Origin of the sequence: Paenibacillus sp. FSL R7-0048 (genome assembly GCF_038004505.1) — a bacterium.
GTDB classification, from domain to species: domain Bacteria; phylum Bacillota; class Bacilli; order Paenibacillales; family Paenibacillaceae; genus Paenibacillus_AQ; species Paenibacillus_AQ odorifer.
Map to the genome: position 1 here is coordinate 6,079,909 of NZ_JBBORF010000001.1, position 14,799 is coordinate 6,094,707.

Below are 14,799 nucleotides of genomic sequence, written 5' to 3' on the forward strand. Positions count from 1 at the left end.
TTTTTTGTGTCCTGAAATTTGTCTTATTTTAGACATTTCACGCTAAATGCTCTGTCATCTCCAAGAACTCGGTAATATCAGCCACGATCAGATCTGTAGCTCCTTGCCAGAAATCCGGTTTTGTCAGATCCACACCCAAATGTTTGAGCACCAAATCCTCCAATGTCATCACGCCGGTATCCTGCAACAAGCTATCGTATTTGTCTGCAAAGGAAGCTCCCTCTTGTAATGCCAGACGATATAAGCCTGTACTGAACATATAACCAACGGTGTACGGGAAATTATAGAAAGGTACATCTGTGATATAGAAATGCAGCTTTGACGCCCAGAAGTGAGGATGGTATTCAGAAAGCACACCACAGAAAGCTTCTTTCTGTGCTTCCACCATCAGAGCGGACAGTTCCTCAGCATTTACAAGACCTTCCTTACGTTTCTCATAAAAGCGAGTCTCGAACAAGAATCGAGCGTGAATGTTCATAAAGAATGCCACACTGTTCTGTATCTTCGTTTCAAGCAGAGCCAGCTTCTCCTCTGCATTGCCCGCAGCTTTAACCTGAGCATCAGATACAATCACTTCTGCAAAGGTTGAAGCGGTCTCTGCAACGTTCATTGCATAATTCTGATTAAATACAGGTTGATCATCAAGCAGGTAGGAATGATAAGCATGTCCCAGCTCATGGGCCAATGTTGAAACATTGGAAGGTGTACCGCTGTAAGTCATGAATATCCGTGATTCTTTACTCTCAGGGAAGGAAGTACAGAATCCACCAGGACGTTTGCCATTACGATCCTCAACCTCGATCCAGTTATTATCAAAGGCACGCTCTGCAAACTCAGCCATCTTAGGACTAAATTTACGGAACTGTGTGACGATATCCTTCGCAGCTTGATCATAAGGGATCTTGCCGGAGGATTTGCCTACAGGAGCTTCGACATCGACCCATGAGAGAGAATCCAGCCCCAGCAGCTTGGCTTTACGCTGAAGGTAGGACACAAGTACAGGTTTGCTATTCGTAATCACGTCCCACATTGTATTTAAGGTGTCCTGTGTCATACGATTGATGCTGAGCGGATCTTTCAGAACATCGTCCCAGCCTCTGCCCTTATAGAGCTTCAGGCGGAAGCCTGCTAAGTGATTTAAGGTATCCGCGCAATTATCTGCCGCTTCAGTCCAAGCCTCTTCCCATTTATGGAACATCGTTTGACGCACTTTTGGATCTGGATCATCCAACTTATTAAAAGCTTGACCAGCAGATAGCAGCTTTGTTCCTTCTTCATCCTCAAATGGGATCTTGATCGAGCTCACAATCGTATCATAGTGCCCGCTCCATCCATGATATCCGTCAACAGCTAATTCCAACGCTAAGCTTTCCAGCTCAGGGCTCATCTTCTCACGGGCCAAATCACGGCTCTCGCTCAGTACGAACGTTAAAGGAGCAATCTCTGGACGAGCCATCCACTCAGCCCATACCTTGTCCGTAGTCTGACGAAGGACATTGCTAAATTGCGAGCTGATCCCTTCGAATCCAGCGCGCATGCTTGTCACTTTGGCCGCCAGCCTTACCGCACCCTTGTCCATCTGATTCTGAGCGCCTAGACAGTCTGCGAAGGAAGTGACCTCCACAAGTCTTCCTGAACAGCTCTGAAGCAATGCTATAACCTCATCCAATGCTTTTGTAGACGCAACATCCGTTGGTGCCACAGCATCCTTCACAAAGCCTTGCAAGGATAAAATATCTTTTTCAAGCTTGCTCAAGAACCCTTCTAACTCTGCAGACGAAGAACCCCCCGGAAAAATAGTATCAAGTTCCCAAGTCAGTGATAACGGTTGTTTCATGTGTACTCACCATTCCTTTGCTTTCATTTGACTTTCTTTGTAATTGTCTTAACACCATGGTAAAGTGAATAACGATATCTGAACATTTATAGCCGATAAACTTTAGGAGGGCATCCATATGAAGCCACTACAAATTTCACCGGAAACAGCCATTACGTTATCCAAGCAACTAGGCGTTCCTTTGGAACACTTGATGCATATGCCCCAACATATTTTACTACAAAAAATAGCGGAGCTATCCAAAAAAGAAAATCCCCCACAAACTGAGGGCGAAAATGAAGAGACTCCTTCTGGGAAGGACTCACAATGATTCCATTTAGTCATACCTGGCCTTATGACATCATTCTAGGCGATATGTATGTGCAATACTGTCCATTCTGCAACTCAGAGAATGTGCTTCTGCCTATGAAGCCAAAAGAATTACAAATCGTTCGTGACGGCAAGAAAAAACTGCTCGTCTTCCCCTGCTGCAGCGCCAGTCCTACAGTTATAGATAATGACGGCGATTACCTTTTGTTCGATCGAGCTGTCAGATAAGCAAATCCAAACATTTTCTTTCTACAAAGCGCAGAGGAGAATTTAATTCTCTTCTGCGCTTTTTGTTGTTCGCAAACATTATGAACTTGAAGACAAGCCTTCGATATCAACTTCAACATCTAGAGCCTCAGCACGCATTTGCTCCCGTAAAATAACCCACTGCTCACGTGCCGCTCGAATCATCGCCGCATCCATGATCTTCTGATCATTGATCAGACGGGAGAACCACATTACAGCCACTGAGTATTCTCCGATCCGCCGATTAAGTTCGCCGATCAGGTACATGAGCCGGGCATCATTGCCGGCAATGCCATCTATTTCATAGACCTTAACATACTCGTCCAAAGAATAGCGTAAAAAACGCTTCTCCTGCTCAGTCTCCCCTTGATAGCGATAGAGCCAAGCAATATGATGCAGCAGACTTGCGATAATCCGATCTTTATCGTTAATACTTTGAGCACATAAAAGCGCCAGCTTATAGGTCTCGAGCGCAGTTTCCCAGTCTCGTTTCTCTCCAAAGTCCCGGCTCTTCCAGCGTTTCCCTACCTGTTCATTAAATGCCTTGCGCTGGCGTTCCGTCAGCTTGTCAGCCGAATTTTCTGTGGAGGCAAACCCGCAATTGGGGCAGACCCGTACAACATAATAATCCGGATTCTCATTTTTATAATACGCGCAGAAATCAGCATCACGCCGAATAGCCTTTTTTAGACTAGGGCGTACCCGCGAGGTTGAAAATTCATTTTCACAGTTGCAACACTTGACCTTAATAGAATATAGGGGTATTAACTCTGTCAAGTACTCTCATTCCTTTCAGGATCAACCTGTCCCTTATTATTCCTGGGGCATGTTAACAAAATGATGTGCAGGACCTGCAAGGCGGCTAAGCACGAATGAACGCAGTGGTTCTTCGACTCCAGTCTCCACCAGTGCCTCTTTCATACATTGTAGCCACTCCTCAGCACGTTCTGGAGTAATAGGAATATGCATATGCCTTGCTCTCATCATGGGATGTCCATGTAATTCCGAATAAAGTGGACCCCCGCCAAAAAACTGTGTCAGGAATTGATATTGCTTCTCCAGAACTGGAGTAATATCTTCAGGGAACAAGGGTCCCAGCTGCGGATGAAGCTGTACCTTGGCATAGAACACTTCCACCAACCGATGTAGTGCTTCAGCCCCCCCTAGATTGTCATATATACTCTCATTTGGATTCATTGAGGTTACCAGCCTTCTTCCATATTAATGAAACGTTACTTATTTTATTATACCAAAGATAAGCATAACACGGATATCCGTCGAAAGTGCTCTCTAAACTACAGAAAAAAGGCGCTAAACTATAGTTCAGCGCCTGAAGAGTAAGGTTAGTAGGTCCTAAATTCCTCATCACCAGGAGGGACGAGAGAGACCCGGATTACATATACAAAAGCACAAACGAGAACTCCGGCTATAACGCTCATCGCCATCACTCCATCCCATTTAATCGTGTAACAGAGGGTGCATTTATTTATTACATAATATCATAATTCCTGCGAAAAAGCACAGATAATTGTAACCGCTTTCTCCATTTTTTTGTGCTGTTTGTCCCTCTTTTTGCATACATCTAACCATAGACCAGGAGGCGTTAATTATGACTTTTAAAAAGATTGGCGGCCCGCTGCTGGGATTCATATTGGCAGGTTGTATGCTGCTTATGTTACTTCATCCTGAAGCATCTCTTGCCGCAGCCTTACGTGGCCTGGCCATCTGGTGGGACGTGCTCTTCCCTTCACTGTTTCCCTTCTTCGTCATTTCTGAAATCATGCTAGGCTTAGGCATTGTCCATCTCTTCGGCGCTTTACTTGATCCACTGATGCGTCCCCTCTTCGGTATACCAGGCAGCGGTGGTTTTGTCGCGGCCATGGGATATGTATCAGGATATCCCGTTGGAGCCAAATTAACCGCTAAGCTGCGGGAGCAGAAGCTGATCAGCAGAATCGAAGGTGAACGCCTTGTAGCATTTACAACCTCCTCCGATCCTATTTTTCTATTAGGGGCGGTATCCGTTGGGTTCTTTCGCGATGCTTCTTTGGGGCTAATATTGGCACTAGCCCACTACGGAAGTGGCTTAATGGTTGGTCTCCTAATGTCATTTCATGGACGTAAGGAACAAAAGACCCCCACCCAAGACCCAACAAAAAGTAGTTCTGACGTCCCCTCTGCTCCAGCAAAACAAGGATTCGGCAGAATACATGCCGCACTCCTTGCGATGTCCAAAGCCCGGCGCAAGGATGGACGTAGCTTCGGGGAGCTGTTAAAAGGAGCGATCCAATCCTCGCTACAGCTTATTATTGTCGTAGGGGGTCTGGTTGTATTCTTCAACGTGCTAATGGAGCTGCTTGCCCGTGCCGGAATCCTGCCCTCACTATTTAGCCTGGCCGGATCTCTCGTCTCCCTTGTTGGAGGGCCTCCCGAATTAGCTCAGGCCTTGATCAGCGGATTATTCGAGGTCACCATAGGTGCCCGTTCTGCTGGTGAAGCCGCTTCTTCCATCCCGCTTCAATTCAAGGTCGCAGCAGCTGCCTTTATTCTCTCTTGGGGCGGATTATCTGTACATGCCCAAGTCGCCAGTATTTTGAACGGTACCGGGCTGCGTTATCTGCCGTTCTTAACTGCGAGACTAATACATGCCGTACTCGCAGCAGGTCTCGTGGTGCTGCTATGGAAGCCTGTGATGGGATCAGGATTGTCTTCTGCCTGGGTCTCTCTGCCAGCCTCCACCGCCTTTACACCTTCAGCCTCTGGTGTCACTGCCAGCCTAGCTCTACTGAGTCTTATACTGGCCGCTGCTCTTCTAGTGTCACTGCTTATTCCTGTCTTTATGGCAATGCTCCGATTGATGCGCCGAAGTTGATTACATATTGTGTTCCGGGGCAAGATTGATTATGATCGGTGTATGACGGAATTATATAAAGGAGCTTGTACATCTTGAGATATTATGTTCTGGACCGCGGTGATGAGCTGTCAATCAAACTTGCCGAGCAATTTCACAAGCTGGCGGCGGAGCGGGATTTGCAACTGGATGCCGAGTCTCCGGAAATCGTCATCTCGATAGGTGGAGACGGCACAATGCTGCACGCTTTTCATACCTTTATCGATCAGATTCCCAACTTAGCCTTTGTAGGTGTGCACACAGGACACCTCGGCTTCTATGCGGACTGGCAAGCAGAAGAGCTGCCCACCTTAATCGATTATATGTGCGGAACCGGTGATACTGAGCCGCAGAAACCGCGCATTGTGAAATATCCATTAATAGAGCTGGAGATTCACAAAAAATCGGGATCTTCGTCTCACATTGCCCTCAACGAATTTACCCTTAAAGGGGTGGATGGAACTATAATGATCCAAATCGACATCAATGATGTCACCTTCGAAATGTTCCGGGGCGATGGACTTTGTATTTCAACTCCCTCTGGCAGCACCGCTTATAACAAAAGCCTTGGGGGCGCTATGGTTCACCCTTCAATAGAAGCGCTGCAGATTGCCGAAATCGCGTCTATTAACAACCGTGTATTCCGGACAATGGGCTCGCCGCTACTACTGCCGAAGCATCATCATTGTGACATTTTTTCATGTAAAGACCAGCGTTTGCTGCTCACCGTAGATCATAACAACATTCCTGTTGATGACCTGATTTCAGTACGCTGTCAAGTTTCAGACAAAAAAGTCAGCTTCGCAAGGTATCGTCCGTTTCCGTTCTGGAACCGTGTCCGTGAAGCTTTCTTAGTCTGAGATCAGGGGATCAAAAAGCTGGAGATTTCAATATCTCCGGCTATTTTTGGTGTGACAAAACTAACACCAATTGATAGACATAGAGAGAAATCAAATGGTATAATGAGGCTATTTTACAAAGAGTTACATAAAAGGAGAGAGTACTGTTGAAAAAATTATTATCCCTCTTGAGCATAAGTCTTCTGGCCCTGATACTGGCGGTCCCGGCTTTTGCTGCTTCAAAACCGATTGATGTTTATATCAACGGCAGTAAGGTTTCCTTTACCGCAGGAACCCCATACTTAGCGAACAATTCTGTACTTGTCCCTTTCCGGGTCATCTTCGAAAAGCTTGGACTCCAGGTGCTTTGGGATGCCAAGACTGGAACAGTAACAGGTAAAAGTTCAAATCTGGCGATCAGCCTAAAAATTGGCAGCAACCGCGCAACCGTTAACGGAACCGTGAAAAAACTGACCACCGCACCAGTCTCCTCAGCTGGCACTACATACATTCCTTTACGTTTTATCGCAGAGGCAACCGGAGGCACAGCCGTCTGGAATTCAACCAGCAGAAGCGTGCAAATTACCACCCCAGTATCCAAAGATAAGGACGAAGCAGCGATTACAGCATTAATCCGTTTGTCTAATAAGTATTTCAATGAAGAAAAAGCGATTAGCTTCTATTCCCTTATGGATTCAGAATCCTCAAATGCGGAGTCAGTAGCGGATCTTAATGCATCCTTTGAGATTTTTGACATAAAAAATACTATTGTGAGTTTGGAAATCATTGATATTTCAGGCAATGACGCTACTGTCTATACACTGGAAAGCTCTCGCCGGACAGGTGGGGCCTATACGCCAGATACAGAGGACGAATACATGTATACACTTGTCCGCAAGAATGGAAGCTGGAAAATATCATCTGTGGAATCCCAAAGCTCCGTGATACTGCTGACTCGTGAACAAGCTCTAAAAATAGCAGCTAACATTCCTCAAAATGATGCGGATGCCATCAAAGGTAATATCACCAAATATTATCAAGCTATGAATGAACAAAATTCGGCCGCTGTTCTTTCCACCATGACTTCATACGGAGAAGAATATGATACTTCCCTTAAGGAAGATCTGGAAGATTTCTTTACTTCATATGACGTCATTTATACTCCAAGCGTTTCGAGTATCTACTATTTTAGCGCCAAAGAAGCAGCTATTTATGTAGAAAGCAAAGAGAAGGATGCCAGTGAAGAGGAAACTTTTGAGCAAGGCACGATCTTCATTTTATCCAAGTCGGATAACGGGGTATGGACTACTGATAACACCTACAGCGTTTACTATAAACTTGTGAAATCCTAACAACCATACGTCACAGAAAGTTAATTCGTGCAGTGTATACTTTCTTATCTTATAAATTATATAAAAAGGGCGTATGATTCCATGAAATCCAATAAAGTAATAAGTGCACTTCTAGGCAGCTGTCTGGCTTTATCCCTAACTTTTGCTCCAGTGGTGTCTGCTGCCGATGCCGCTCAGGCATCTACAGATAACCGTGATCTTATCAATGAAGTCATGAATATTCTGGAGAACTATAACCTCTCCGGTGTAGATAAGGATACCTTGATTCGTGGAGCCATTGACGGCATGGTGAACACCCTAGATGATCCCTATAGCCAATACTTCAATACCGAGGAAGCGGCACAATTTGAACATGATGTTGATCTGGAATACGTTGGTATTGGTGTTAGATTGCAATATACCGCAACTGAACTCTACATCGAAGACATAACACCCGGTTCGCCTGCAGAACAAGCAGGTCTGAAACGCGGCGATACGATAGTCAAAATTAACGGAATCCCCGTTGAAGAGACTGAAGGTGACGAGTTAAGCGGAGCCGCAGGCACCAAGGTCACTCTGCAGGTGCTCCGGAATGGAGTGTCTAAATCATTTCGTGTAACCCGGAATGAAATCAGCTCAACTTCCGTTACCGGAACCATTGTTGGACAGAAGATAGCCTACATCACACTGAGCGGTTTCACACAGAATTCCGATGAAGAATTCGCCGCCATGCTGAAAAAGATGCGCGCAGCAGGTATGAAATCGATGGTGCTTGATTTGCGTGACAACTTAGGCGGCTATATGGATTCGGCATACAACATTACCTCCAATTTTATGGATAAAGGCATTATGATGTATACCTCTGATCAAACCGGAGCACTTACTCCAGTAACGATTACCAGCGGCAGCAAAATAGGCGTACCCGTCGTTATTCTAACGAATGAGTACACTGCCAGCGCTTCTGAGGCGCTTACTGGCGCATTACGTGACAATAAGCTCGCTACCGTCGTAGGCACTCGTTCTTTCGGCAAAGCACGTATTCAGAGCCTGCTTCCAATGTCTAATGGAGACATGCTGAAGCTGACTACGCAGAAATACCTAACTCCAAATAAAGAAGACTTTAATCACATCGGCCTTGCACCGGATATTGAGGTTAAAGGCAAAACTGCACAGCTGATTACCGCTCTTCAGATTGCAGGAATGAAAAGCATTGAGGTTTCCGGTGATCATCATATCTTGAACGTCAACGGGGTTGCCTTTGCTGGTAATGTGGGTCTAATAAAGCAAGGAGATAAGACTTATGCTTCTTCGCTCGTATTAGGTGCTCTGATCGAAGGCGACATCACATGGGATGCCAAGAACAAAAAAGTCATCGTAACGAACGGGGCAGGTAAAGCGACCGGCTTTACATTGTCCTCCAAAGAGGCGCTTTCTCAGAACGGCGAGACCTTCATTGAATTAAATGCCTTTAAGAAGAAGTTCCCTGCGCTTGTATGGAGTTACAATGCAACACAGGAACAATTGAAATTATCTGTAAAATAGATCCTTAATCTCACTAATCATTAAGCTGCTGAATCAAGCACCAATGAGTAAAAACAGGAGTTGTCTCACATAAGCCATGAAATGGCCGTTGGGACAACTCCTGTTCTTTGTTTAGTTTGATAATATTTGGACCTACGAAACATCTGTAGCACCTATCGGACATGGATGACCCTAAACGCAATATTAATCCATATTTGTTATGCTATCGGACTCCATAGTCGCTATTGGTATGAAAAACACCATAATTACGCCTCTTTCTAACGAATAGCTTCATTGGAGTCCGAACCCCCGCTCAAAAGGCTGAAAATTCGCAAATAACGGCATCTGGGTCCTTAAGCCTTAGGGGATGATGAAACTGCTGGGTCAAGCAGCCAACGACTAACAGCAAAGAGCAGCAGAGCAACACACAGCAGCACAGCAACACCGAGCGGCACAGCAACACCGAGCGGCACAGCAACACCGAGCGGCACAGCAACACCGAGCAGCACAGCAACACCGAGCCACACAGCAACACTGAGCAACACCGCAACACTGAGCCACACAGCAACACCGAGCGGCACAGCAACACCGAGCAACACAGCAACACTGAACAGCACAGCAACACCCAGCCCACAGCACAGAGCAGCACTGAGCAACACCGAGCGGCACAGCAACAGCAGAGCAGCGATCTCCAAGTAACGGGAGAAACGCTGCTCTGCTATTTTTTATAAGAAAAAAAGCTGGCTCATTCGTAGAAGGACTCTACTTATGGTTCAGCTTTCATCATTAAGGTTGTGAATTTTCTATGTTTTGGTTGTTCTGGTTGTTTTGGTTGTTTTGGTTGTTTTGGTTGTTTTGGTTGTTTTGAGCGCTTTGAGGTTTTGGTGTGTTTTGGGGCTTCTGAGACTGACCTTGTGGCGGTCTGCCTTGGAAATCCTTTTTGAATTTCTTGCCCTGTGAATCCTTGCCCCGGTGATTTCGGCTCTGATGTTCTCTCACAGGTCTATCCTTCGCCATATTGTCCTTAGAAGAAGTCATCTCTTTAAATGCCAATGAGTGATTCGAGCCTTGCTTAGAGGATGTTTCTTTAACAGAGAAATCTTTATCTGCAGCCGCTTCATCACTAGCTTCCCCTTCTTGCTCCAAGGCCTCTTCATCACTCGGCTCTGGTATTTCTTTGATTAAAATATCCTTGAACATGCCTTCCTGTGGTACCTCTTTCAATTTATGCAGCACAAAATAAGCGCAGCCAAAATTGCAGTATTCATTAATATAATCAACCATACCCGAAATCGCTGTATCCCGATTCACCTTAGGATGGTTGTCCCGGTAAAAACCTTTCAAACGCAACTGACTGTAACCCCAGTCACCGATAATATAGTCGTATCTTTCCAGCACCTCGCTATATCTCCCGCGAAACGCCTCCGGATTCCAACCATCCTTATGATCCAACATAAGTTCATAGCCTTTTCCGCCTATTACGATCAAACCTTTTGTCGCCTGCCTTTCTTTGGGTATCGTAGCGTTGATTATACCGCCATCTATGTGGAATATTGGGCTTTCGGTCGCTGTTCTAGAACCGCTCCTACAGCACCAATATTCCCCTCCGATGACGCAAATCAACGATTTTTATGGGTAACCTAAGAGCAGAGATATCAGAACGCTGTCGCTTCTTCCTCCTCTTACTAACATTCCCCGTGAATTAAACCACAGAAAAGCAATAATTAGCTAGAAGAAACCGCACGCTCCTCGCGAGCTTGAGCTGCAGACTTCACCTGCTCATGCGCATGATAAGAGCTGCGAACTAGCGGGCCTGATTCCACGTGGCTGAAGCCACGCTTCATTCCCTCTTCCTTCAACAATGCAAATTCCTCCGGTGGATAATATTTCTCCACATTTAAGTGTTTTGGAGTGGGTTGCAAATATTGTCCTAAAGTCAATATATCACAATTTACGGCTCGCAAATCATCCATTGCTTGTAAAATCTCATTCCACTCTTCACCGACACCAAGCATGATGCTCGATTTGGTTGGAATATTGGGTTTCATTTCCTTGGCTCTACGCAGCAATTCCAAGGAACGAGGGTACTTCGCTTTAGCCCGTACACGATCTGACATCCGTTCCACGGTCTCAATATTATGATTAAGAATGTCTGGATTACTGTTCATGACAATCTCAAGACTATTCCGGTCTCCTAAAAAGTCTGGAATAAGCACTTCAACACTACATAACGGAAGGCGTTTACGAATCGCCGCTACCGTCTCAGCAAAAATCTGAGCGCCACCATCCGCAAGATCATCGCGGGCCACACTAGTCACCACACAGTGACGAAGATTCATTTTCTCTGCAGCTTCAGCTACACGTTCAGGCTCCTGCAGGTCCAGTTCTGTAGGCATCCCTGTATTCACTGCACAAAAACGGCATGCGCGTGTACAAATATCACCTAAAATCATGAAGGTAGCCGTACGGTTTGCCCAGCATTCATAAATATTCGGACACCTAGCTTCTTCACATACGGTATGTAAAGTTTTGGAACGCATCATGCTTTTGATTTCCTGATAGTTGTCACCGGTAGTTAGCTTAATCTTAATCCAATCCGGTTTAGGTTGCTTTGCTGTTTTATTAGACAAAATGATAAACCCCGCTTCCTCCTGAATGTGATGCTGCAGATGAAAGTTGCTGCCTCATATTATAACATGTGCGATTTACAATTGCCTGTTTTTGTGAAATATGCAGGGTGTATCATCTGGAGTTTCCAGCGAGATTTTTCTGGTACCTTTAGACAAGAACGGATAAAAAGTAGCATTTTGCACCAATCTATAAAAAAGCTTCATCCGAAGTGACTACACTCAATTTAATGCCCGGACAAAAGGAGGCTGTTATCTTGCTGGCCCTATTTAAGAATATTAAAGACCGGAGAACCCTGTTATGCCTGTCCGCGGCCGCTATCCTCTGGGGTGGTTTAAACCTTCCCGTTTCAGCAGCTGTAGCGCGGCCTACAATCCAACCGGTGATGAGCAGCGGGGATCCCGCTAGTGCTAGCAAAGAAGCGCAATGGTCTGGCCGAAGACAGATTTATGAGCAAATGAGCGCAGCTACTGGTATCCCGTGGTTTAGGTTCGCAGCCATTGATCAATATGAACGCACGCTCGCCAAAAAGGGAGCCTCAGGGCAGCCTGTCTCCACGCGCCTTACAGCCATAAAGATCCCGGCACCGGTATGGGCTGGTCCACTCAATCCGGATCAAGGGGATACTTCCCCGAACTCCATTAGCTTCTTTGATGGTTTTGGCAGTGATGGCTCAGGAGACGGCATTGCTGATCCAGAGAATGATGCGGACGTTCTGTATAGTATGGCTAGACACTTATTGAAGTATGGACAATCCGCTAGTGATTTCAGTATCGGGGTCTGGGAGTATTATCACAATGGCCGCGCCTCGCAGCGCATTACCCAGTTCGCGAAGTTATATGAACATTTTGGACGGCTGGACCTATCCGGCAATGCCTTCCCGCTTCCCTTAAGTAACCTTTATTCTTATCGTAGCACTTGGGGCACTGGAAGAAGCTGGGGTGGAGCACGTATCCATGAAGGAACAGATTTATTTGCACCTCAAGGAGTGCCAGTCCGAAGCACCTGCTTTGGCTTAGTGGAGACAAAAGGCTGGAACCGGTACGGCGGCTGGAGAATCGGGATTCGCGATATTGAGAACCGTTACCATTATTACGCTCATCTATCTGGATATAACAAAACCATTTCTCGCGGAGATATAGTCACCCCCGGTGAAATTATTGGCTGGGTAGGCAGCTCGGGTTACGGCAATCCCGGAACTCAAGGGAAATTTCCTCCGCATCTACATTTTGGCATTTACCGCGATCGCGGAATTACCGAATGGGCTTTTGATCCGTTTCCGTTGCTGAAACAATGGGAGAATCAGGAATATAGAGACTTAAAGAACAAAAGAAGCAAAAAAAGTGCCGTAAATTAGAATAAGGTCCCTTTCCTTAGAGAGGGGCCTTTTCTTTTTTAATACAACATCAAACAGCCGAATGGTTCAATGCTGACCGTAAGCTTATTATTATTTTTAAAAATTACTCCAGACAATAAATCAGTTAATTCGTTCTTATCAGCTCGATATGGGCTAAGCTCTAGTTGGTAAGGGTTTGGAGAATTATTGATAATCAGCCCTATCTTTTCGTGCTCCACACCTCGTATGTAACCAAGCACATTACGAACTTCATCAGTAAACCAAGGACGGAAGGAGCCTTTGCGCAGAACCTCATGACTTTTTCTCAGAGAAATCAACTGTTGATACCACTTATGCAGCACTGCATTCTGAGCTTGTTCTTGCCATATCATAGCTTTTCTACAGTGGGGGTCCGTCGCCCCTTCCATCCCAACCTCATCCCCGTAATAGATCATTGGAATGCCGATATAGGTCATCTGGAAAAAAACAGCCAGCATCATACGTTCAACAGCGGTACCCAAGCGGTCCCAACCACGCCCACCTTCTTTACACGCTGTAAGAAACCGCAGGGTATCATGGCTGCCAAGCAACTGAAACATAGCTGAATTCGCCTGGTCATTATACAACGCCTCCTGATGGAGCAATTGCTCCATAAAGCGAACTGGCCCCGTCGATTGTTCCGCAAAAAATTCTAACACTGCATCACGAAGCACATAATTCATTCCTCCATCGAACTGATCCCCTCTAAGCCATGGCCCAGAAGCATGCATAATCTCACCGATCAGCAGGATTTCAGGATATTCAGATTTGAGTTCTTGCCGAAACCGGGACCAAAAACGCGGATTAACTTCATTGGCCACATCCAGACGCCAGCCGTCAATCCCTGTCTCGCGCACCCAATACTTCGCAACCTCAATCATGTAATTCGCCGTATCCGGATTGTCCATGTTCAGCTTTGGCATATGCGCTTCAGCTTTGGCAAACGTTTCATAATTGGGTACAGGGGTCTGCGTAACCGGAAAGGAATGAATGAAGAACCAATCTTTATACGGAGATTGCTCTCCTTTTGCCAACACATCCTTAAACGCGAAAAAGCGATCTCCCGAATGATTAAACACAGCATCTAAAATCACTTTGATTCCATGTCTGTGCGCCTGGCTGACCAGTGCCTTCAATCCTTCCGTATCCCCAAATACTGGATCAACCTTATAGTAATCGGAGGTATTATATTTATGTTCTGAAGGAGACTCAAATACAGGCGTCATATAAACAACGTTTACTCCTAACTGTTGCAGGTAGGGCATTTTGTCAGAGATGCCTTGTAAGGTTCCTTCGTTATAACTGCTGGGATAGATTTGATAGGTTACTGCATCCATGCTCCATGAAGGTAACTTCAACGCCTCAGAATGATGGAGATATGCATATTGAAAAGAACCCGCACGTTCCCGGTTCTCCGACGCCCCTCTCTCTCCATACCAGACATATTCACCAGCAGGATTAGTTACATGGAATAGATATCTGCATTTTTTAGTAGGGGTCTCAATGACCGCTTCATGTATCTCATAAACACCTGCCGACCCAATCCGCTCCATCTGCAAAGGAACTTCATGCCCCGGAGAATCATAACGGTCTGAGTAGATGACGGTACAGGATAATTGCTGTCCAGCTTGCGTGAACAGTCTGAGCTTCAAGATGCCCGTACCCATAGGATAGGCAAACGGATCTTCACTTGTATGATATAAAAACCATGTATGAGGCATAACTTCTAAACTCCTTTTTATGCTTTTATCGTTAAATCTATAAGACTCTTTGTAATTAGAGAGACTGCTAAATTTGTGTTATTATGGTTACAAATACCGTTC

General features: G+C 45.6%; 14 protein-coding genes. 7 read left to right on the top strand and 7 right to left on the bottom strand.

What is annotated here, in order from left to right:
- Positions 1-37: 37 nt before the first annotated feature.
- Entirely contained in the window at positions 38-1,837 is a 1,800-nt protein-coding gene (locus tag NSQ91_RS26930; protein WP_036685300.1) for a M3 family oligoendopeptidase, read from the bottom strand.
- Positions 1,838-1,955: 118 nt separating this feature from the next.
- Here NSQ91_RS26930 and NSQ91_RS26935 point away from each other — a divergent pair, with 118 nt between their 5' ends.
- Positions 1,956-2,147: a YycC family protein gene (locus tag NSQ91_RS26935; protein ID WP_036685305.1), complete on the top strand. Its 192-nt coding sequence runs from the start codon at positions 1,956-1,958 to the stop codon at positions 2,145-2,147.
- Entirely contained in the window at positions 2,144-2,374 is a 231-nt protein-coding gene (locus tag NSQ91_RS26940; RefSeq protein ID WP_036685307.1) for a hypothetical protein, read from the top strand. Before NSQ91_RS26935 ends, NSQ91_RS26940 begins: the two co-directional genes overlap by 4 nt.
- A 78-nt stretch (positions 2,375-2,452) precedes the next feature.
- Here NSQ91_RS26940 and NSQ91_RS26945 read toward each other — a convergent pair whose 3' ends face one another.
- A complete protein-coding gene (locus NSQ91_RS26945; RefSeq protein ID WP_036685310.1) occupies positions 2,453-3,169 on the bottom strand; it encodes a DUF2225 domain-containing protein in 717 nt (238 codons plus the stop codon).
- Positions 3,170-3,205: 36 nt separating this feature from the next.
- Entirely contained in the window at positions 3,206-3,589 is a 384-nt protein-coding gene (locus NSQ91_RS26950) for a globin domain-containing protein (RefSeq protein ID WP_076134176.1), read from the bottom strand.
- Between the two features lie 412 nt (positions 3,590-4,001).
- Here NSQ91_RS26950 and ylbJ point away from each other — a divergent pair, with 412 nt between their 5' ends.
- The 4 genes from ylbJ to NSQ91_RS26970 all read left to right on the top strand — a co-directional run bounded on the left by ylbJ (position 4,002) and on the right by NSQ91_RS26970 (position 8,994).
- Positions 4,002-5,264, top strand: coding sequence for a sporulation integral membrane protein YlbJ (gene ylbJ / locus NSQ91_RS26955; RefSeq protein WP_340920639.1), 1,263 nt, complete (start codon positions 4,002-4,004; stop codon positions 5,262-5,264).
- 74 nt (positions 5,265-5,338) lie between these two features.
- Positions 5,339-6,142: an NAD kinase gene (locus NSQ91_RS26960; protein ID WP_076184770.1), complete on the top strand. Its 804-nt coding sequence runs from the start codon at positions 5,339-5,341 to the stop codon at positions 6,140-6,142.
- Positions 6,143-6,288: 146 nt separating this feature from the next.
- Positions 6,289-7,473 carry a copper amine oxidase N-terminal domain-containing protein gene (locus tag NSQ91_RS26965; protein ID WP_340920644.1) on the top strand — a complete coding sequence of 395 codons (1,185 nt, stop codon included), beginning with the start codon at positions 6,289-6,291 and terminating at the stop codon, positions 7,471-7,473.
- Positions 7,474-7,554: 81 nt separating this feature from the next.
- Complete coding sequence (locus tag NSQ91_RS26970) at positions 7,555-8,994, top strand: S41 family peptidase (RefSeq protein ID WP_312148975.1); 1,440 nt, start codon at positions 7,555-7,557, stop codon at positions 8,992-8,994.
- Between the two features lie 332 nt (positions 8,995-9,326).
- On the opposite strand, the gene NSQ91_RS26975 is transcribed toward NSQ91_RS26970, so the two are convergent.
- The 3 genes from NSQ91_RS26975 to lipA form a co-directional block, all read right to left on the bottom strand.
- Positions 9,327-9,632, bottom strand: a complete 306-nt coding sequence (locus tag NSQ91_RS26975) for a hypothetical protein (protein WP_340920653.1) — start codon at positions 9,630-9,632, stop codon at positions 9,327-9,329.
- A gap of 127 nt (positions 9,633-9,759) precedes the next feature.
- Positions 9,760-10,428 carry a YutD family protein gene (locus NSQ91_RS26980; RefSeq protein ID WP_445670811.1) on the bottom strand — a complete coding sequence of 223 codons (669 nt, stop codon included), beginning with the start codon at positions 10,426-10,428 and terminating at the stop codon, positions 9,760-9,762.
- Between the two features lie 269 nt (positions 10,429-10,697).
- Positions 10,698-11,603 carry a lipoyl synthase gene (gene lipA, locus NSQ91_RS26985; protein WP_036685320.1) on the bottom strand — a complete coding sequence of 302 codons (906 nt, stop codon included), beginning with the start codon at positions 11,601-11,603 and terminating at the stop codon, positions 10,698-10,700.
- A 254-nt stretch (positions 11,604-11,857) separates the two neighbouring features.
- Between lipA and NSQ91_RS26990 the strand changes: the two genes are divergently transcribed.
- Positions 11,858-12,958: a M23 family metallopeptidase gene (locus tag NSQ91_RS26990; RefSeq protein WP_076099379.1), complete on the top strand. Its 1,101-nt coding sequence runs from the start codon at positions 11,858-11,860 to the stop codon at positions 12,956-12,958.
- 38 nt (positions 12,959-12,996) lie between these two features.
- On the opposite strand, the gene NSQ91_RS26995 is transcribed toward NSQ91_RS26990, so the two are convergent.
- Complete coding sequence (locus tag NSQ91_RS26995; protein ID WP_076128007.1) at positions 12,997-14,697, bottom strand: glycoside hydrolase family 13 protein; 1,701 nt, start codon at positions 14,695-14,697, stop codon at positions 12,997-12,999.
- Positions 14,698-14,799: the final 102 nt, after the last annotated feature.

Excerpts from the sequence above, each read along its gene's own strand:
- NSQ91_RS26930 (WP_036685300.1), bottom strand. The coding sequence starts at position 1,837 with ATGAAACAACCGTTATCACTGACTTGGGAACTTGATACTATTTTTCCG.
- NSQ91_RS26935 (WP_036685305.1), top strand. The coding sequence starts at position 1,956 with ATGAAGCCACTACAAATTTCACCGGAAACAGCCATTACGTTATCCAAG.
- NSQ91_RS26940 (WP_036685307.1), top strand. The coding sequence starts at position 2,144 with ATGATTCCATTTAGTCATACCTGGCCTTATGACATCATTCTAGGCGAT.
- NSQ91_RS26950 (WP_076134176.1), bottom strand. The coding sequence starts at position 3,589 with ATGAATCCAAATGAGAGTATATATGACAATCTAGGGGGGGCTGAAGCA.
- ylbJ (WP_340920639.1), top strand. The coding sequence starts at position 4,002 with ATGACTTTTAAAAAGATTGGCGGCCCGCTGCTGGGATTCATATTGGCA.
- NSQ91_RS26970 (WP_312148975.1), top strand. The coding sequence starts at position 7,555 with ATGAAATCCAATAAAGTAATAAGTGCACTTCTAGGCAGCTGTCTGGCT.
- NSQ91_RS26980 (WP_445670811.1), bottom strand. The coding sequence starts at position 10,428 with ATGTTGGATCATAAGGATGGTTGGAATCCGGAGGCGTTTCGCGGGAGA.
- NSQ91_RS26995 (WP_076128007.1), bottom strand. The coding sequence starts at position 14,697 with ATGCCTCATACATGGTTTTTATATCATACAAGTGAAGATCCGTTTGCC.